General features: G+C 34.5%; 21 protein-coding genes. All 21 read left to right on the top strand.

The window, feature by feature from the left end; translation table 11 throughout:
• Positions 1-68: 68 nt before the first annotated feature.
• Positions 69-1829 carry a pyruvate kinase gene (pyk, locus tag ACEPSS_RS06665; protein ID WP_395318529.1) on the top strand — a complete coding sequence of 587 codons (1761 nt, stop codon included), beginning with the start codon at positions 69-71 and terminating at the stop codon, positions 1827-1829.
• A gap of 105 nt (positions 1830-1934) precedes the next feature.
• Positions 1935-2798 carry a S1 RNA-binding domain-containing protein gene (locus ACEPSS_RS06660; protein ID WP_395318527.1) on the top strand — a complete coding sequence of 288 codons (864 nt, stop codon included), beginning with the start codon at positions 1935-1937 and terminating at the stop codon, positions 2796-2798.
• A 10-nt stretch (positions 2799-2808) separates the two neighbouring features.
• Complete coding sequence (gene xerD, locus ACEPSS_RS06655; RefSeq protein WP_395318525.1) at positions 2809-3696, top strand: site-specific tyrosine recombinase XerD; 888 nt, start codon at positions 2809-2811, stop codon at positions 3694-3696.
• A 10-nt stretch (positions 3697-3706) separates the two neighbouring features.
• Positions 3707-4069: a riboflavin biosynthesis protein RibT gene (locus ACEPSS_RS06650; RefSeq protein WP_395318523.1), complete on the top strand. Its 363-nt coding sequence runs from the start codon at positions 3707-3709 to the stop codon at positions 4067-4069.
• Complete coding sequence (locus tag ACEPSS_RS06645; RefSeq protein ID WP_395318521.1) at positions 4056-4775, top strand: segregation and condensation protein A; 720 nt, start codon at positions 4056-4058, stop codon at positions 4773-4775. The genes ACEPSS_RS06650 and ACEPSS_RS06645 overlap by 14 nt, the downstream gene beginning before the upstream one ends.
• 3 nt (positions 4776-4778) lie before the next feature.
• Positions 4779-5354 carry an SMC-Scp complex subunit ScpB gene (gene scpB, locus ACEPSS_RS06640; protein WP_395318519.1) on the top strand — a complete coding sequence of 192 codons (576 nt, stop codon included), beginning with the start codon at positions 4779-4781 and terminating at the stop codon, positions 5352-5354.
• The gene (locus tag ACEPSS_RS06635; protein WP_395318517.1) at positions 5347-6078 is read left to right on the top strand and encodes a pseudouridine synthase; all 732 of its coding nucleotides are present in this window, start codon (positions 5347-5349) and stop codon (positions 6076-6078) included. The genes scpB and ACEPSS_RS06635 overlap by 8 nt, the downstream gene beginning before the upstream one ends.
• 20 nt (positions 6079-6098) lie before the next feature.
• Positions 6099-7142, top strand: a complete 1044-nt coding sequence (locus ACEPSS_RS06630; RefSeq protein ID WP_395318516.1) for a helix-turn-helix domain-containing protein — start codon at positions 6099-6101, stop codon at positions 7140-7142.
• Positions 7135-8550, top strand: a complete 1416-nt coding sequence (locus ACEPSS_RS06625; protein WP_395318514.1) for a RecQ family ATP-dependent DNA helicase — start codon at positions 7135-7137, stop codon at positions 8548-8550. The genes ACEPSS_RS06630 and ACEPSS_RS06625 overlap by 8 nt, the downstream gene beginning before the upstream one ends.
• Before the next feature lie 52 nt (positions 8551-8602).
• A complete protein-coding gene (locus tag ACEPSS_RS06620) occupies positions 8603-9130 on the top strand; it encodes an SAG1386/EF1546 family surface-associated protein (RefSeq protein ID WP_395318512.1) in 528 nt (175 codons plus the stop codon).
• A gap of 20 nt (positions 9131-9150) precedes the next feature.
• A complete protein-coding gene (cmk, locus tag ACEPSS_RS06615; protein WP_395318511.1) occupies positions 9151-9843 on the top strand; it encodes a (d)CMP kinase in 693 nt (230 codons plus the stop codon).
• Between the two features lie 81 nt (positions 9844-9924).
• Positions 9925-11139 (top strand): 30S ribosomal protein S1, encoded by a 1215-nt coding sequence (rpsA, locus tag ACEPSS_RS06610; RefSeq protein ID WP_395318509.1) that lies wholly within the window; start codon positions 9925-9927, stop codon positions 11137-11139.
• 66 nt (positions 11140-11205) lie between these two features.
• The gene (gene der / locus ACEPSS_RS06605) at positions 11206-12513 is read left to right on the top strand and encodes a ribosome biogenesis GTPase Der (protein ID WP_395318507.1); all 1308 of its coding nucleotides are present in this window, start codon (positions 11206-11208) and stop codon (positions 12511-12513) included.
• A 187-nt stretch (positions 12514-12700) separates the two neighbouring features.
• A complete protein-coding gene (locus ACEPSS_RS06600; RefSeq protein WP_014082025.1) occupies positions 12701-12976 on the top strand; it encodes an HU family DNA-binding protein in 276 nt (91 codons plus the stop codon).
• A gap of 63 nt (positions 12977-13039) precedes the next feature.
• Positions 13040-14302: a tetratricopeptide repeat protein gene (locus ACEPSS_RS06595; RefSeq protein ID WP_395318505.1), complete on the top strand. Its 1263-nt coding sequence runs from the start codon at positions 13040-13042 to the stop codon at positions 14300-14302.
• An 85-nt stretch (positions 14303-14387) separates the two neighbouring features.
• On the top strand, positions 14388-15599 hold the full coding sequence (locus ACEPSS_RS06590) for a CCA tRNA nucleotidyltransferase (protein WP_395318503.1): 1212 nt from the start codon (positions 14388-14390) through the stop codon (positions 15597-15599).
• A 7-nt stretch (positions 15600-15606) separates the two neighbouring features.
• Positions 15607-17508, top strand: a complete 1902-nt coding sequence (locus ACEPSS_RS06585) for an ABC-F family ATP-binding cassette domain-containing protein (protein ID WP_395318501.1) — start codon at positions 15607-15609, stop codon at positions 17506-17508.
• A 19-nt stretch (positions 17509-17527) separates the two neighbouring features.
• Positions 17528-18478, top strand: a complete 951-nt coding sequence (locus tag ACEPSS_RS06580; RefSeq protein ID WP_395318499.1) for a thymidylate synthase — start codon at positions 17528-17530, stop codon at positions 18476-18478.
• Between the two features lie 12 nt (positions 18479-18490).
• On the top strand, positions 18491-18982 hold the full coding sequence (locus tag ACEPSS_RS06575) for a dihydrofolate reductase (RefSeq protein WP_395318497.1): 492 nt from the start codon (positions 18491-18493) through the stop codon (positions 18980-18982).
• Between the two features lie 11 nt (positions 18983-18993).
• Entirely contained in the window at positions 18994-19215 is a 222-nt protein-coding gene (locus ACEPSS_RS06570) for a YozE family protein (RefSeq protein ID WP_395318495.1), read from the top strand.
• A gap of 10 nt (positions 19216-19225) precedes the next feature.
• A complete protein-coding gene (gene ylqF, locus ACEPSS_RS06565; RefSeq protein WP_395318494.1) occupies positions 19226-20089 on the top strand; it encodes a ribosome biogenesis GTPase YlqF in 864 nt (287 codons plus the stop codon).
• The last annotated feature ends 2 nt before the right edge of the window (positions 20090-20091 follow it).

Genomic DNA, 20091 nt, shown 5'->3' with positions numbered 1-20091 from the left:
TGAAATCTAATTAATTAGGCAAGTTAAATCATTGCTTAATTTTACACAAGAAGGAGAGGTTTTAACTTATGAAGAGAACAAAAATCGTAAGTACACTTGGACCCGCTGCTAATGATGTTGATACTATTTCTGCATTATTAAACTCAGGTGCCAATGTTTTTCGTTTCAACTTTTCACACGGAGATCATGAAGAACATTTATCACGTATGAATATGGTGAAAGAAGCTGAAAAGAAAACTGGTAAGCTCGCTGGTATTTTACTTGATACTAAAGGTGCTGAAATCAGAACTACTAAAGAAGTAGATGGTGAAATCCAATTCAAGATTGGTGATAAGTTCAGAATTTCTATGGACGATAGTCTTGAAGGTACTAAGGAAAAAGTTGCCGTTACTTACCCAGGCTTATACGATGATGTTAAAGTTGGCGGACACGTATTATTCGATGATGGTTTAGTTGATGCTAAAGTTATTGATAAGGACGCTAAGAACCGTGAATTAGTTTGTGAAATTATGAATAATGGTGTACTTGGTTCACGTAAAGGTGTTAACGCACCTGGTGTATCAATTAACTTACCAGGAATCACTGAAAAGGATTCAGATGATATTCGTTTTGGTTGTGAACATGGTATTAACTACATCGCTGCTTCATTTGTTCGTAAACCTCAAGATATTCTAGAAATTCGTGCTTTACTTGAAGAAAAGAACATGACTGATGTTCAAGTATTCCCTAAAATCGAATCACAAGAAGGTATCGATAACTTCCCTGAAATCTTAAAAGTTTCAGATGGTTTGATGATTGCTCGTGGTGACATGGGTGTTGAAATTCCACCAGAAAACGTACCTACTGCACAAAAACGTCTTATTAAGATGTGTAATGAAGTTGGTAAACCAGTTATCACTGCTACTCAAATGTTAGACTCAATGCAAGAAGAACCTCGTCCAACTCGTGCCGAAGTATCTGATGTTGCTAATGCTGTTTACGATGGTACTGATGCAACTATGCTTTCAGGTGAAAGTGCTCACGGTGACTACCCAGTTGAATCTGTTGCAATGATGGCTCGGATTGACGAAGTTGCTGATGATCATTTCCAAGAATTCGGTACTCCACGTCCCGTATTTAACGATAGTGACGTTACTGAAGCACTTGGTGAATCAGTTGCTCGCATTGCTAAAGACATGGACATTCATACCATCGTTTGTGCTACTGGTTCAGGCTACACTGCTCGTATGATTGCTAAGTACCATCCAAATGCTAACATTTTGGCACTTACTTTCGATGATCGTGTACGTCGTGGTTTAACTGTAAACTACGCTGTTCATCCAGTTCTTGTTAACAAACCAGAAACTGCTGATGAAATGGTTAATCTTGCTACAGCTAAAGCAGTTGAAACTGGTTTAGCTAAAGAAGGCGAACAAATCATCATTCTTACTGGTGTTCCTTTGGGTGATGAAGGTACTACTAACACAGTTCGTGTTCAATTAATCGGTACTAAATTAGCTCAAGGTCAAGGAATTGGCGACCAAGTTGTCATTGGTAAAGCTGTTGTTGCTGATGATGCTAAAGCAGCTAATGATAATACTGTTGATGGTAGTGTATTAGTTGTTAAAGATACTAATAAAGAATACTTACCAGCTATGAAGAAAGCTAGCGCAATCGTTGTTGAAGATGGTGGTTTAACTTCATACGCAGCAGTTGTTGGAATTTCATTGAACATTCCAGTAATCGTTGCCGCAAACGATGCTACTAAGAACATTAAAAACGGTGCTTTAGTTACTGTTGATGCTCGTCGTGGTATGGTTTATGCAGGTAACCAATCAAAAAATGCTTAATTTAAATTAACTTTAGAAAGACATCCGATTTTTGTCGGATGTCTTTTTTATTTGCTATAATAAGAGTATTAGGTATCTAGACTGAGAGAATGGTGAGTGGTATATATGAATGAAGACAATGGAAAAATAATTACTGGAACGGTTACTGACGAAAATGAAAAAGAATATTTCATTCAAAAAGATGGAATTACTTATTCATTAGACAAAAGTGAATTAAAAAAACCGCTTAAAATTGGTAGCGAATTCAAAGGATTTGCGTACGAAAATGAAAAACATAATCAAAGAATTACCCGAGAAATTCCAGAAGTAGGAATTGATAGCTATGCTTGGGGAAAAGTAGTCGGAACTAAGTTTGGCTTAGGGGTCTTTGTTGATATTGGTTTAAAGGATAAAGATATTGCAGTTTCAATGGATGATTTACCTGATATGAAGTCACTTTGGCCTGACGTTGGTGATGAATTAATGATTGCAATCAAACGTGATAGTAAGGGTCGCCTCTGGGGTGAATTAGCTGATGATAAGGTTTTTAAGGCAATTTCGCAACCAGCTAATGATCCGAAATTAAAAAATCGTGATGTGACTTGTTGGGTAATTAACACTAAAAAAATGGGGACTCAAGTCATTACTGACCATTATAATTTAGGTTTTATTGATAAATCTGAGCAAGAACAAGAACCACGCTTAGGAGAAAAGTTAACTGCTCGAGTAATTGGAATTCGACCAAATAAGACTTTTTATCTATCTTTACGACCTCGTGCTTATGAATCAATCGGTGAAGATGCCGAAATGATTAAACGAATTTTAGAGATGAAGCCAGATAACTTTCTTCCTTATAATGATAAAAGTGATCCAGATGAAATTAAAAATTATTTTGGAATCAGTAAAGGACAATTTAAGCGTGCCCTTGGTAATCTGTTAAAACATAAATTAGTCCAAAAAGAAGAAAATGGAATTTCCTTAATCAAGTAATGGAGTGATAATGCAAAATCAAATTAATGATTATTTACATTATTTATTAGTTGAACGGGGCTTATCCGATAATTCAATTAAAAGTTACCAACAAGATTTAAAACAGTTTAAAACTTATTTAGAGACTCATCATTATGAAAGCTTTGCTAGTATTGATCAGTATACAATTTTAAGTTATTTGGAATTTGAAAAAAATGACGGGAAAGCGCGTAATTCAATTATTAGACTAGTCTCTACTTTGCGAAAATTTTTTCAATATTTGAAACGATTTAATCAAATTGACGAAAATCCAATGAACCGAATTGATACGCCTAAAAAGGGATCTCATTTACCAGCAGTGTTAAACGATAATGAGGTAGCAAAACTAATGAAAATTCCAGATGTCACTAATAAATATGGAATTCGGGACCGAACGATGCTCGAGGTTCTCTATGCGACTGGATTACGGGTTTCTGAATTAGTTAATTTAAAATTAGCTGACTTACATTTGGAAATGAATTTAATTCAAACCATTGGGAAAGGTGACAAAGAAAGAATTGTCCCTATCGATGATGTAGCCATTAACTGGCTAAATAAGTATCTTCAACAGGTTCGTCCCGTTTTGTTGAAAAAAAGAAGTTCAAAATACGTATTTTTAAATGCTCATGGGACCGGAATTAGTCGTCAAAGTGTTTGGAAAAAAATTAAAGGGTACGTTGCCGCTGCTGATATTCATAAAGCAGTTACTCCTCATACACTACGGCATACCTTTGCGACTCATTTATTAGAAAATGGTGCTGATTTACGGACCGTACAAGAGTTATTAGGCCATTCTGACATTTCAACTACCCAAATTTATACCCATGTCTCGCATGAGCACTTGAGAGCAGAATATCGTAAATATCATCCAAGAGCATAGGAGAAGGTTTATGTTATATCGATATCAAAAAGATTATGAAAAAATTGTGCTGGGGATTTTATCACTATCACAAGATCGAAGTAATCTAGAGTATTTAAAACAGGAAGTTGATTGGTATTGTACGACCGAAAATCGAAATCTTTTCATTTGGAAAGATCAGTTTAATAATTGGGCTGGAGTAATCGGGATTGAAGAAAAGCAGGGTTTTATTTTATTACGACGGATTACTTTAACACCTGATGTGAATACCATGTTTAATATTTTTCATGTTTTAGATAATTTACAAAAAATTTATCCTGATAAACAAATTATCGGAACCTTGACGAATAAAAATATTATTACTAAATGGGAGCGCAATAATGAACAACGATGAAATTAAAATTCATCTGAATGATTTTGATGGCCCTTTAGAACTTTTACTCCATTTGATTAAACAAGCCAAGATGGATATTTATGATATTGATATCAAGGATATTACTGCTCAGTACGTTGAATCATTACACAAAATGAAAACCTTAAACATTGAAATTGCGGGTGATTTTTTTGTAATGGCGGCTAATTTAATGAAGATTAAGTCACAAATGTTGTTAGCCGAAGAAACTGAGCAAGAAATTGAAGAAGATCCAAGAGAAGACTTAGTTACGCAATTAATTGAGTATAAAAAATATAAACGTGCAGCAGCAATTTTGAAACAAAAGGAACGCGAAAGAAATCAACTTCATTCACGCAGCGTTTATCTTAATCGAAATGAAATATCGATTAAAAACGATGAATTTCAAATTAATTTATTGAAAGATGCTTGGAAAAAGTTGATGAGAAGACAAGCTTTGAAACAAACTAGTCCAGCAGAAAAAATTGATGAATGGGATTATGAAATTCCAAATCAAATGGAAATAATCAAACATAAACTTAGCAATAATCAAAAACATGAAATTAAATTTTTAGATTTATTTGATAATGATGCACCACTGGAGGAGTTAATTACTGATTTTTTAGCTTTGTTGACATTAGTTAAACAAAAAAATGTGGTAGTTATGCAAACGAATCTGACTGATGACATTATAATAAAGGGTGTTTAAGCAATGTTAATTAAAGAAATTGAGGCCTTAATTTATGTTTCAGGAGATAAGGGCATTTCATTAAAAAAATTAGAAGAATTGACAAAAGCGCCTAAAGCGGCCATTCGCGAAAACGTGCTCAAGTTACAAAAAGAATATGAAACACGCCAGTCGGCACTAAAAATTACGCAAACGGGAAACTTTTTTCAACTAGTCACTAAGCGTGAATACAATCCTTTAATTCAAAAGTATACAAAAACAGATGAAAATTTGTTAAGTCAAGCAGCTCTAGAGACCTTAACGATTATTGCGTACAAACAACCTTTGACTAGAATTATGGTCGATGAAGTTCGTGGAATTAATAGTTCCGTTTCAATTCGAAACTTATTAAACCTAGGTCTCATAATGGTAAAGGGTAAAGCGGATGAACCAGGAACACCGTCATTGTATGGTACTACTGATTTATTTTTAAAGGCGTTTGGGTTGAATGAACTTGATCAATTACCAGAATTAAAAGAAAATGAAACATTTAGTCAAAACAAAGAGGAAATTTTTAACCAAAAGATTGGTTTATTAGAAAATGAGGTAAGTAATGAGTGATAGATTACAAAAAGTAATGGCACATGCAGGGGTTGCATCTCGTCGAGCTTGTGAAAAGTTAATTGAAACCGGACATGTTCGGGTAAATGGTAAGGTAGTCAATACTTTAGGCGTAAAAGTTAACGCTAATGATCAGATTGAAGTTGATCATACCCCCATCAAACGGGAAGAATTAGTTTATTTTGTCTTAAATAAACCTCGGGGAATCATTACATCATCAGACGACGAAAAAGACCGAAAAACCGTCCTAGACTTTTTTAAACATAAAGTTTCCGAAAGAATTTATCCAGTTGGTCGGTTAGATTATGATACTAGTGGAGTTTTATTGATGACGAACGATGGTTCATTAGACTTCAAATTGACGCATCCCAAACATCAAGTTGATAAAGTATACGTAGCAAAAGTCGATGGAATTCCTGATGAAAAAGATCTGAACCAACTTCGTAAAGGAGTTAGATTGGAACGGAACTTGAAGAGTGCTCCCACCGAAGCTAAAGTGATTAAAAAAGTCGGTGAAGAAGGGGGAAATTCACTAGTTGAATTAACTATCCATGAAGGACGAAATCATGAGGTTAAAAAAATGATGAGTTCAATTGGCCATCCAGTTGAAAAATTAAAACGAATTTCGTTTGCCGGAATTACGCTTGATAATTTAGAAGTTGGTAAATGGCGTCCTTTAAGAAAACGAGAAATTAGAGATTTGTTTGAACTAGTAGATGATTAAGAAATGAGCTGATAGATGTAATGAAGCTTAATGAAGAAGTCGCGTTATTTTTACTAGATTCCCAGCAGCCTAGAAGAAAAAGACTATTAGAAAATTTACTAGCTGGTAAAAAAACGGTTGCTACTATTTATTGGGCTTTAAGGTATCAGCTTCTGGGTTATTTAGGCATGGGACGTTATCTTGGAGTAGTTAAATTAAATTTTAGAGTTTTAGAGAAAAAACAGCTAGTGAAACTCGATGATAATCAAGCTTATGTGTTAACTGAGCAAGGAATAGGGTTAAAAAATGAAATTTTAAACCATTATTCGAATTTTAAGTGGCAACGTAATTTTCAAACAGTTAATTTTATGCGCTTTAAAAATCGGTTACTACTGTTTATTCAAGTCATTTCAGAATATCAACATCAGCAACGGAATTACTATCCAGTTAATGTTCCAGACAGTGAAATGGGTTTTGTGAAGTATTATTTTAAAATGATTGATAAAACAAGCATTAGTAATAATTTGAAAAATGAATTATTAGAATTTTTTTCTGGGCTTAAAAACGATCAGCTTGCTAATCTTTTTGCAAATGAACTAGTTGGTTTTCAAAATAATGGAAAGGCTTTGTTTCAAATTGCAAGCGATGAGCATGAATCACTAATTGAGGTATATTTAAGTGATTTGGAAGTTATTAGTAATTTAATCGATTTTGTTAAGCATAAAGAAAATTCCGTTATTTTACCGTTATTAGAGGGGTTACAACACGCTGCAATTAGCGAAAGTGCTCTTTTGACTTTAAAACAATATTTGATTAGTCATGACTTAAATAAAGTTGCTCAAAATCGTCGATTAAAAGAATCAACGATTTTCGAACATTTTTTAGAGCTAGCAATTTATTTTCCAATTAATAAGTTTCCGTACTCTGATTTTATTGAACAATCACAAATTGATGCTTTAAAACAGGAGTTAGGTAGTAATATTGACAGTTGGAAATATGAGAGTTTAGCTGTGGCTACAAACTTATCTTTTTTTCAGTTTCGGCTCGTGGAAATCTATTTAACTAAAGTAGAAATGGGTGATTAAAATTAACGCTAATCAATTATTAAAACAACGATTTGGGTTTAATACTTTTCACCCTGGACAAGCAGAAACGCTTGAAGCTTTACAAGCGGGGGAAAATGTTTTAGCCATTTTACCCACTGGAGCAGGAAAAAGTTTAATTTATCAACTTTATAGTTACTTAATTAATCAACCAGTTGTGATTGTTTCGCCATTACTATCTTTAATGAATGATCAAGTCGAAAGAATTCGTTATCAAGGTTCATCACAAGTTGTAGCAATTAATTCCGAATATAATTGGCAAGAACGCCAAAAAATATTAGCGAACATCAAGCATTATCGATACATCTTTATTTCGCCTGAAATGTTAAATCAGCCCGATATAATTAAAAGTTTAGCAAGAATTAAGCTGGGACTGTTTGTGATTGATGAGGCACATTGTATTTCAAAGTGGGGAGTGGATTTTAGACCCGATTATTTAAGCTTGAAAAATAATTTAAAAAGACTAGGTAATCCTCAAACCTTAATGCTAACTGCTACAGCTTCGAAAAAAGTCCAAACTGATATTATAAAAAAGCTTGGTATCAGTCATTATGAAAGTGTGATTGAATCAGTCAACCGGCCGAACATTTTTTTAGGTGTCCATCAAACTGAAAACGAATTAGATAAGCAGGAATACTTGTTAGATACCTTATCAGAATTAAAGGGTCCAGGGATTGTTTATTTTTCGAGTAAGCGGATGGCCAATTTAATGGCTGATATGATTAATGCTAAAACTAAGCTGAAAGCAGCTCCTTATCATGCTGATTTAAGCAATGAGGATCGTTTTAAAATTCAACATCAGTTCATGGATAATGAACTAGATGTGATTTGTGCTACGAATGCTTTTGGGATGGGAATTGATAAATCAGATATTAAATTTGTCATTCATTATCATTTGCCCCAGGACCTAGAAAGTTACATGCAAGAAATTGGACGAGCGGGAAGAAACGGTCAACCTAGTATTGCAATTTTGCTTTATGCTACTGGTGACGAGCAAATTACACAGAATTTAATCGAAAATTCGCTTCCTACCGAGCGAGACTATAAAAATTATGTTAATCATAAGTATCAATACATTGAAGAACAAATAAAACGATTATTAGACTTTTATTTTCAACATGGTTATTCTGAAAATCAAATTAAACTAATTTTTAAGAATGAGACGACTCTGAAACTTAAAGAACTAGATAAACTGATTGATTACATTAATTGTGAAGGTTGTCGCAGAAAACTTTTGTTAGCCAATTTTGATGAAAAATTCGATGATCATACTGAGATTTGCTGTAACCTTAACCAAGCAAATATTAATCTAAAACCCTATGACTATCTAGTTGAGAAGCAAGCTAGAAAAGCAAACAATTGGAAAACTATTATTAATCAATTATTTTAAAAAGGTAAAATGATATAATTGGAATAAATATTGATTTGGAGGATAGAATTACATGGATAAAAACGAAGATAAAAAGCCTTGGGATGATACTTTTTCCGATGATCGTAATCAAGATGGAAACCTCTCTAGAGTTGAACTAAGAAAACAAAAGGGGAATTTCAAACTTATCTTAGCTGTTTTGATTTCAATTGTGGCTTTAATTGCTATTTTTTCATTAGCATTTGGCATGTCAAAACAAAGTAGTATCCAACAGAGTCAACCTAGTACTCAAAAAAAAGCTAAAAAGGTTACTAAACCTAAGCATAATCATAAGACTGACAAGCAAAAACATAACGAATCCAAAGTATCTGCTACTAAAGATGATAATCAGCAAACTAGTGATTCAAGCACTTCGCAAACTTCATCAGAAGATTCAAACCAAAGTTCAACTGATGATGCTAAATATACGACGGTCAATCAAAGTGAAGGGATTTATCGCGTAGCTAAAAATGCAGGAATCAGTGTTAGTCAATTGCAAGCATTGAATGGATTGAATGACAACAGCGTGATTACCCCAGGACAAAGGCTAAGAATTAAATAAAAATTATAGGGATTGATAAAATGCACAAGAATGGATTACAAGTAGCGATTGATGGGCCAGCTTCGGCTGGAAAAAGTACAGTAGCTAAAATTGTAGCTAAAAAATTTAATTATATTTATGTTGATACGGGAGCCATGTACCGATCAATTACGTATAAAGCAATTCAAAATCACATTGATTTACATGATGAAACGAAGATTGTTGAATTGCTACATAAAACGAAAATTACCTTTACTCCTGGTAATCCAGTTCAACATGTTTTTGTTGACGGTGAAGAAGTAACCGAAAAAATTAGATCTGAAGAAGTTACTAATAATGTTTCGACAGTTGCAGCATTACCATCAATCCGGCACGATTTAGTTAAACGCCAACAAGAAATTGCCAAAGATGGTGGTGTGATTATGGATGGACGTGATATTGGAACCACCGTACTTCCTGATGCTGATTTAAAAATATTCTTAATTGCTAGTGTAGAAGAACGCGCAGAACGTCGCTATTTAGAGAATCAAAAAAAGGGAATTAAGGTTAGTCTAGTAGAACTGAAAAAAGAAATTGAAGTCCGTGATTATAAAGACTCACATCGAAAAGTTTCACCATTAAAGAAATCAGCTGATGCAATTGAAATCGATACGACATCACTATCAATTGATCAAGTAGCGGATAAAATTTCGGCCTTAATCAAAGCTAAAATCCAAAAACAAAAAAATAATTAGGCTAACAGTGTTATTTTACTGGTATTTTGTGGCTATATAAGATAAAATGATAGTAGAGTAGTTTCAAGGAGGAAATGTTTGATGAGTGAAAATGAAAACAAACAATTATTAGATGCACTTGATAATATTAAAGAAGTTAATGTAGGTGACGTTGTTACTGGTGAAATTTTAGCAGTTGATAACGATTTACAATTAATGGTAGGGATTGATGGCGCCGGTGTTGAAGGTGTTATCCCAAGTAAAGAAGTATCTGCTACCATGGAAGACAAACCAACTGATAAATACAAAGTTGGAGACAGCGTTAAAGTTGTCGTAATCTCAAAAATCGGTGATGACAAAGAAGGTGGTAGTTACCTTCTTTCAATCCGTCGTCTCGAAGCACTTAAAGTTTGGGATGAAATTAAAGAAAAAGCTGATAAAGGTGAAAACATTAATGTTAAAGTTACCCGTCCAGTACGTGGTGGTTTAGTAGTTAATGCTGATGGTGTTCGTGGATTTATCCCAGCATCAATGATCACTGATCATTTTGTTAGTGATTTAAACCAATACAAAGGTGCAGAATTAGAAGTTAAGATTGTTGAAGTTGTTCCTGAAGATAATCGTTTAATTCTTTCACATCGTGCTGTTGCTGAAAAAGATCGTAAAGAAGCAAGAGAAAAAATCATGGGTAACCTTGAAGTTGGCGATGTTGTTGAAGGTAAAGTTGCTCGTTTAACTAACTTTGGTGCTTTTGTTGACCTTGGTGGAATCGATGGATTAGTTCACGTTTCTGAAATTTCTTACGATCACGTAAGCAAACCAAGTGATGTACTTAAAGTTGGTGAAGATGTTAAAGTTAAGGTTCTTGCAATTGAACCAGAACGTGACCGTATCTCACTATCAATCAAACAATTACAACCAGGTCCTTGGGACGATATCGAAGAAAAAGCTGCCGTTGGTAGTGTATTAGACGGAACTGTTAAACGTCTTGTTGACTTTGGTGCATTCGTTGAAGTTTTCCCAGGTGTTGAAGGATTAGTTCACATCTCACAAATTTCACACAAGCATATTGACAAGCCAAGCGATGTACTTAAATCTGGTGAAAAGATTCAAGTTAAAGTTCTTTCAGTTGATCCTGAAGAACACCGTTTAGCTTTATCAATGAAAGCCTTGGAAGAAGCTCCTAAAGAAGAAAACAAGAAGGCTCCTAAAAAGAATGTAGATGATAACTCAACTACAAATGCTCCTGAAGAAGAAAGTGGTTTTACTTTAGGTGATATTTTAGGAAAAGACATTGATAACGATTCAGAAGAATAGTTTTTCATAAAAAAATCCTTCATTAATTTGAGGGATTTTTTTATTTTAGAAGGAGAGGTGAATAATATGGTACAACCTACTGTTGCAATTGTTGGACGACCAAACGTTGGTAAATCAACAATTTTCAATCGAATTGCAGGGGAAAGAATTTCGATTGTCGAAGATACTCCTGGCGTTACTAGAGATCGAATTTATTCTCATGGAGAATGGTTAGGACATAATTTCAATTTAATCGATACCGGGGGGATTGAAGTATCTGATCAACCCTTTATCAAACAAATTACAGCTCAAGCAGAAATTGCGATTGATGAAGCTGATGTCATAATCTTTATGGTAAATGGTAAGCAAGGAATTACTGATGCCGATGAACGGGTTGCACAAATTCTATATCGTTCAAATAAACCGGTTGTTTTAGCCGTTAATAAAATTGATAATTTTGAAAGTCGTGCTGATATTTATGACTTTTATTCATTAGGCTTTGGTGATCCATATCCAATTTCTGGAGCACATGGTCTTGGTTTAGGTGATATGTTGGATGAAGTGATTAAAAACTTCCCTGAAGCACCGGAAGAAGAACCTGATGATAGTATTCGCTTCAGTCTAATTGGACGTCCTAATGTTGGTAAATCTTCATTAGTAAATGCCTTTTTAGGTGATAACCGAGTAATTGTTTCTGACGTTGCGGGAACGACACGTGATGCAATTGATTCTAAGTTTGTTCATGACGGACAAGAATTTACGATTGTTGACACGGCTGGAATTAGAAAACGTGGTAAAGTTTACGAAAAGACCGAAAAATATAGTGTAATGCGCGCAATGAAGGCCATTGATGAAAGTGATGTAGTTTTAGTTGTCCTTAACGCTGAAGAAGGAATTAGGGAACAAGATAAACGAGTGGCTGGTTACGCTCATGAAGCTGGACGAGGGGTAATTATTGTTGTTAACAAATGGGATGCCCTTAAAAAGGATAATCATAGTCAACAACAATTTGAAGCTGCGATTCGCGCTGAATTTCAATATCTCGCTTATGCGCCAATTATCTTTGTTTCAGCAAAAACAAAACAACGTTTGGCTCAATTACCTGATTTAATTGAACAAGTTAATACAAATCATAAGAAACGGATTAGTTCATCCGCTCTTAACGAAGTTATTATGGATGCTGTGGCAATTACCCCAACGCCAACCATTAAAACTCGGAAACTTAGAATTTATTATGCTACTCAAGTGGCAACTCAACCACCAGCAATTGTTCTATTTGTTAATGATCCCGAGTTATTACATTTTTCATATCGTCGATACCTTGAAAATCAAATTCGAAAGAATTTTGACTTCACAGGTACGCCAATTAGAATAATTCCTAGAAGTCGTAAATAAGTTTATCTTAAAATTAAAAAATCAGAATTGTTGAAATAATTCACTGAAATAGCGTTGCAATCGTATTTTTGGTATGATATCTTTAAGTACGAGATAGTCTTTCGATTATTTCCATAGTTCCGATACATAGTTTTAGGAGCTTATAAGTTGATGTTCATCTGAACATTTATCAGGAGGTGAATCACTCATGGCCAACAAAGCAGAATTAGTAGATGATGTTGCAAAAACAACTGGTTTAACTAAAAAGGATGCTACTGCAGCTTTAGATGCTGTATTTGAAGCAATCCAAGATCAACTTGCTAAAGGCGAACGTGTTCAATTAATCGGTTTTGGTAGTTTCGAAGTACGCCAACGTGCTGCCCGTAAAGGACGTAACCCACAAACTGGTAAGGAAATTGAAATCCCTGCAAGTAAAGTACCTGCCTTTAAACCTGGTAAAGCTTTAAAGGATGCTGTTAAATAATTTGACAGTTAAAACCGGTTCGCTTAAGCGAGCTGGTTTTTTTATTAGAAAAGAGGATCTTTGATGAGTAATTCAGAAAAAGCACTAGAAGCCTTACAAAATAATGATTTAACGGCCTATCAAACCCATTTAAACAATGCAATGGAACAAGATAATGACGATTTACTCTTTTCCTTAGCAGAAGAGCTCTATTCATTGGGCTTTTCTGATGATGCTTTAAAAATCTATCGTCAATTATTAAAAAAATATCCTGATGAAGATGAAATTAGAACCTATATTGCGGATATCTTAATTGCCAATGATGATACTGATGGAGCTTTAGCGGTATTAAACGAAATTAAACCTGACTCAAGTTATTATATTAATGCTTTAATGGTAGAGGCTGATTTATATCAAACGCAAGATTTGTTTGTAGTAAGTGAGCATAAGCTTTTAGAAGCGGAAAAGCTAGCTCCTGATGAACCAATCGTAAAATTTGCTTTAGCGGAACTTTATTATTCAGAAGGTAAGTACGAAAGTGCCATTAAAATTTACCTTAATTTGATTAAGCAAGGACAATTATCGATTTCAAATGTTAATTTAGTTGAGCGTCTAGGGGTATCATACGCACATGTCGGAAATTTTGAAAATGCGATTGGCTACCTAGAACAAATTAAACCAATTGATATGACCCCGGATGTATTATTTGAAACTGGTTTTACTTATTTACAATTAGGCAATTATGCAAAGGCAATTGAATTATTTGAAATGTTACGAGATACTGATAATCAATATGCTTCTCTCTATATTTATTTAGGGGAAGCCTTTGAAAAAGATGATAAGCCAGATGACGCTTTAAGAACCTATCAAGAAGGCTTAGGGGTTGATGAGTATAACGTTACTTTATACCTTAAAGCAGCTGATATCGCAGCTAAATTAGGTAAAATGGATCTAACTACGCAATATCTAGAAAAAGGTAATCAAGTTAACCCAGATAATATGGAAGTAGTCACTAAGTTGTCGGAAATTTATGTTAAAAATGGTGATTTTGAAAAAGATGTTGATTTCTTATCATCTTATTTAGCAGATAATAATTTAGTCCCACAATTATACTGGGATTTAGCAATTTCTTATGATCACTTAGATGATTTCAAGCAAGCAAATGAAAATTATCAAAAAGCAGCCATTGATTTAAAAGATAATCCTGACTTTTTGAAAAATTATATTTTCTTTTTACGGGAAAATGGTAACGTTAATGAAACAATTACTTTGTTAAAGCAATACGTTAAATTAGTTCCAGATGATGACGAAATGGTTTACATGTTGGATGATTTAGAAGCTAAATAAACTAGAAGAACAGCCTGAATCTTAATTTTAGGTTGTTTTTTTAAGGTATAATAACTTTAATAGACTAATGAAAGAGGGAGATAAAATGAAAATCGAAAACTTACCGTCAGAATTTATTGATGCTCGAAAAGTCCTTCAAGTAATTGAGCAAAATGGATTTGAAGCTTATTTTGTGGGGGGAAGTGTACGTGACACTTTATTGAACTTACCAATTCATGATGTCGACATGGCAACCTCTGCTTATCCAGCAGAAATCAAGAAAATCTTTAAACGAACGATTGATACTGGAATTGAGCATGGGACGGTAACCGTGATGTTTGATCATCAGGGTTTTGAAATTACCACGTTTAGAACCGAAAGTGGCTATCAAGACTTTCGGCGGCCTGATAAAGTAACTTTTATTCGCTCTTTAAAAGAAGATTTAAAACGTCGTGATTTTACGATTAATGCGTTTGCCATGAAAGAAAATGGTGAGGTAATTGATTTGTTTAACGGGAGGGACGATTTAAACCATCATTTGATTCGCGCGGTGGGTGATGCTAATCAACGCTTTAACGAAGATGCGCTACGGATGATGCGGGCGGTTCGCTTCGGTAGTCAATTAAATTTTGAAATCGAAGCTGAAACTTTTGCTGCAATTCAGGTCAATTGTCACTTACTTGAAAAAATTGCCATTGAACGCATTAACGTGGAATTTATTAAAATGATGTTAGGCCTTTCTCCCTCACGAGGATTGCAAGAAATTTTAGGAACCGGTTTGTTCAAATATGTTCCTTTTTTTAATGATTATCTTCCAGAATTAAAGCAGCTTTCCAAGTTAGATTTGAGTAATCATTTAACTAACGAAACTCAAGTTTGGTCATTGTTAGCAAACGAACTAAATTTAGATCAAGCGCAAATTAGAAAAATGATGAAAGCTTGGAAATGTTCTAATAAGATGATTGATGATGTTTTACAAGTGGTTCGAGGAATTGAGATGTTACAGTCCAATCAATTACTACCTTTAGTCATCTATCAAATTGGCCTAGAAAACTTGTTGAATGCTAACCAAGTGATGGAAATTTATGATAAAGCGCAACCGGTCCCAGCTTTAAAAGCAGCTTTTGAAAAGTTACCAATTAAACAAAAAAACGACTTAGAAATAAACGGGGGAATTTTAATTAAAAATGGATTTAAACCCGGTCCCCAGTTAGGAAAACTACTCTCTGAGTTAGAATTAATTGTAATTAATGGTAAAATCGATAATAATCAAGCAACATTAATTAAACAAGCACAAACATTGGCAAACGAAGATTGAGGCAAATATGGTAGAAACTTTAAGAGCAGACAAATTAACAAAGACTTACGGTGAAAAGGTTCTTTTTAAGGACCTTGATTTTATTATTAACGAAAATGATCGAATTGGGTTAATTGGAACTAATGGAAGTGGGAAGTCGTCCTTGCTTAATGCAATTGCGGGGACTGACCATGATTTTACCGGTAACATCATTACATCCAAGGCCTATCGGATTGGTTATTTACAACAACAACCTGATTTACGCGAAGATTTAACGGTGATGGAATCTGTTTTTGCGGGAAATCAAAAGGTATTTAAGGTTATTAGACATTATGAAGATGCTTTGAATGACTATTCCAATCATCCAGATAACCAAGAATTTGAACGTCGTTACCTAGCTGCTGAAGCTAAAATGAACGAAGATGATGCTTGGAATACGGAAAGCCGCGTTAAAACCATTTTGACGCAGTTAAAGATTGTGGACATGGATCAAAAGATCGGCTCAATGTCTGGTGGACAACAAAAACGGGTCGGATTAGCGCAAGTATTAATTCAATCACCTGATTTATTGTTACTTGATGAACCAACCAACCATTTAGACTTTGATTCAATTGAATGGCTTGAACAATATTTAGCTAAGTATAAAGGTTCATTGATTGTGGTTACTCATGATCGGTATTTCTTAGATCAAGTGTCTAATCATATTTGGGAATTATCTTTTGGTGGATTGTACGAATATCCAGGTAATTATCAAGCTTATGTAGGTAAAAAAGCAGAATTAGTGGATGAACAATTAGCGGCTAGTCATAAAGAGCAACAATTGTATAAACAAGAACTTAAGTGGATGAAGACTGGTGCTAAAGCGCGCTCAACTAAGCAAAATGCCAGAATTGAGCGATTTAACCAACTTGAAGATAAAGTTAAAGATGGTACCCCAATTGAAGGTGAACTTGATATTGCCATGGGGCAACAACGACTAGGTAAAAAAGTCATTGAAATTAATCATGTTGATCTTGAAATTGCTAATAAACCAATTTTGCGCGACTTTAGTTTGTTAATTCAAAATGGACAACGGATTGGAATCAGTGGGGAAAATGGAGCCGGGAAGTCTTCGCTTTTGAACGCGATTGCTGGTCTTTTACCAATTCAAGCTGGCTCAATTGAAATTGGTGAGACGGTTAAAATGGCCTATTACACGCAACAAATGGAACCCATTCCAGAAGACAAACGGGTTATCAGTTATTTAACGGATATTGGGCAAAACGTAGTTGATGCGGATGGGAATAAAATTAGTGTTACGAACTTACTAGAACAATTTTTATTTCCTAAATTTATGCATGGAACTTTAATTCGAAAGCTTTCTGGTGGTGAGAAACGCCGACTTTATTTGTTAAAACTATTAATGGAACAGCCAAACGTGTTACTTTTAGATGAACCAACGAATAACCTTGATATTGCTACTCTAACGGTCTTAGAAGATTACATTAAGCACTTCAATGGAACCACGATTACGGTTTCTCATGATCGGTACTTCCTTAATAAAGTGGCTGATCGTCTTTTGATTTTTGAAGGAAATACAAAGATTGAAAGATATGATGGCGTTTTTACTGATTATTTAAGCAGTAAAAAGGATAAAAAAGTTCATCATGAGACGAAAGCTAAGTCAGATAAGCAAGTTGAAACTGAAGGTCAGCCTACGGAAAAGAAGGCCAAAACTAAGTTAACCTACGCCGAAAAAATTGAATTTGATGGCATTGAAGCTAAAATCGAAAAAAACGAACATGAAATTGAACAAGTTACTGAAGAAATGCAACATAATGGCGAAGATTATAATAAATTAGCTGAATTACAACGTAAATTGGATGAATTGAACCAGGAATCTGATGATTTAGTTTCACGTTGGGAATATTTAAGCGAATTCGCTGAATAATAACTAGGAGAATTTTTTAATGTTAGAAGATGCATATTTAAATTTAGCAAGATTTGTGTTAGAAAACGGACATAAGAAAGAAGATCGAACGGGAACTGGGACGATTAGTTATTTTGGGCAACAAATGAGATTTGATTTATCAAAGGGTTTTCCCTTGTTAACCACTAAAAGCGTTCCGTTTAGATTAATTAAAAGCGAGTTATTGTGGTTCCTAAGAGGTGACACTAACATTGCTTACTTATTGAAAAATAATAACCATATTTGGGATGAATGGGCTTTTGAACGCTGGGTTAATTCAGCTGAATATACTGGACCTGATATGACGGACTTTGGTTTGAGAGCGCAAAAAGACCCGGAATTTAAAAAACAGTATTTAGCCCAAAAAGCTTTATTTTGCCAAATGATTCTTGAAGATGAAGAATTTGCCAAAAAGTTTGGTGATTTAGGCCTTGTTTATGGTAGCCAGTGGCGAAAATGGAAAACGAGTACTGGTGAAACCATTGATCAAATTAAAAAGGTAATTGAAACAATTAAAACAAATCCTGATTCACGACGGATGATTGTCTCAGCTTGGAATCCAGAGGATGTTGATGATATGGCTTTGCCACCTTGTCATACGATGTTCCAGTTCTATGTCAATGACGGTAAATTAAGTTGTCAATTATACCAACGTAGCGCTGATATTTTCTTGGGAGTGCCATTTAACATCGCTAGTTATGCCTTATTAACTAGTTTAATTGCCAAAGAATGCGGACTTGAACCAGGTGATTTTGTGCATACGTTAGGTGATGCTCACATTTATTTAAATCACGTTGATCAAATTAAAGAACAGCTTACGAGAACACCATACAAAGCGCCTAAATTATGGCTTAACCCGGAAAAAGAAAGTATTTTTGATTACGATATGGATGATATTAAAGTAGAAGACTATCAGCATCATAGTTCCATTAAAGGTGCCGTTGCAGTTTAATAAGGAGTTAATATGTTAGCATTTATTTGGGCAGAAGCTGCCAACCAAGTAATCGGTAAAGATGGAAATCTTCCATGGCACATTGCGGATGATATGGCTTTTTTTAAGGAAACTACAATTAATCATCAAATTATTTCGGGCTATACCACGTTTAAAAGTTTTGGTCGGCCATTACCCAAGCGAAAAAATATAGTTCTAACCCATCGGGCTGCCACAGAATTTCCTGATAACGTCACCGTTTTTAATTCAACAGATGAGCTTTTGCGTTATACAAATAAATTTCCCGATGAAATGATTTTTGTAGTCGGTGGTAGATCAATTTATCAGGAACTTTTGCCTTATACCGATTATTTGTATCGTACAAAAATCGATAAAGATGTGGTCGGTGATACTAAAATAATTGATATTAATTATGATGATTTTAAATTAATTAAAGAAATTCCCGGAGCCAAAAATCCTGAATTTCCGCATCATTTTGAAATCTATCAACGAAAAGCTAAGTAAGAGGATTACTCATGAGAAAAAGCTTTTACGAATATTTAATGACTGAGAGAAATCCGAATAGTTATGATGAAGTTGCGCAATTTGCGAATAATGCTTTTTTCGATACGCAATTTCCAAAACACGAAGATGATTTTGAAATCATTTCAAAATACCTTGAAGAAAATACCGGATATTTACCAAGCATGACAATTTTTGATGAAGCATGGCAAAAATATTTAGCTTATTTAGATTAAGGGAGAAATTATGAAAAGTAATATTCAATGGTTTCCAGGACATATGGCCAAAGCAATTCGCCAATTTGAAGAAAATATCAAACTAGTTGATATTGTTTTTGAACTAGTGGATGCTCGGATTCCATATACTTCAATTAACCCAGAAGTAAAGAGAATTAGTCGTGATAAACCACGCTTAATGATTCTGACGAAGGCTGATTTAGCTGACCCAGTCATGACTAAAAAATGGATTGCCTACTTCAAGTCACAAGGAATTAGAGCAATTGCAGTTGACTCAAAGGTTAATGGTGTGCGAAAAAAGATTGAAACCATTGCGGATGGAATTTTAAAGGATTATTTAGATTCCAAGGCAGAAAAAGGCTATGACCGTAAGGCTTTAAAAGCCATCTGTGTGGGAGTTCCGAACGTTGGAAAATCAACTTTACTAAATCAATTAGTTAGTAAGCGGGCAGCTCAAGTGGGGAATCGTCCCGGAGTTACGAAAGGCCAACAATGGCTAACTTCCAATGGTAAGTTAGTTTTATTGGATACCCCTGGAATTTTATGGCCTAAGTTCCAATCGCAAGAAATTGCTGAAAAATTGGCCTTAACTGGTGCAATTCGGGAAAGTTCATTTCATAGTGATGACGTCGCGCTCTTTGCGTTAGAATTTTTCAAACAAACTCATCGTGATGAGTTAATGAAACGTTATCATTTAAATGAAACTGATTTTGAATTAAGTAATCCTGATTTATTGCTTAAAATCACTGAGAATTTGGGAATGCGCGACGACTACGAACGGGCTTCAGAAAGAATTATTAATGATGTCAGAAAAGGTAAGCTAGGGCGGTATACGTTGGATTCCCCTGATGAAATTGAAACTGAAGGTGAATAACC

It is taken from the genome of Fructilactobacillus frigidiflavus (assembly GCF_044054575.1).
Lineage (GTDB): Bacteria > Bacillota > Bacilli > Lactobacillales > Lactobacillaceae > Fructilactobacillus > Fructilactobacillus frigidiflavus.
This window is presented reverse-complemented; position numbering and strand designations above follow the sequence as displayed.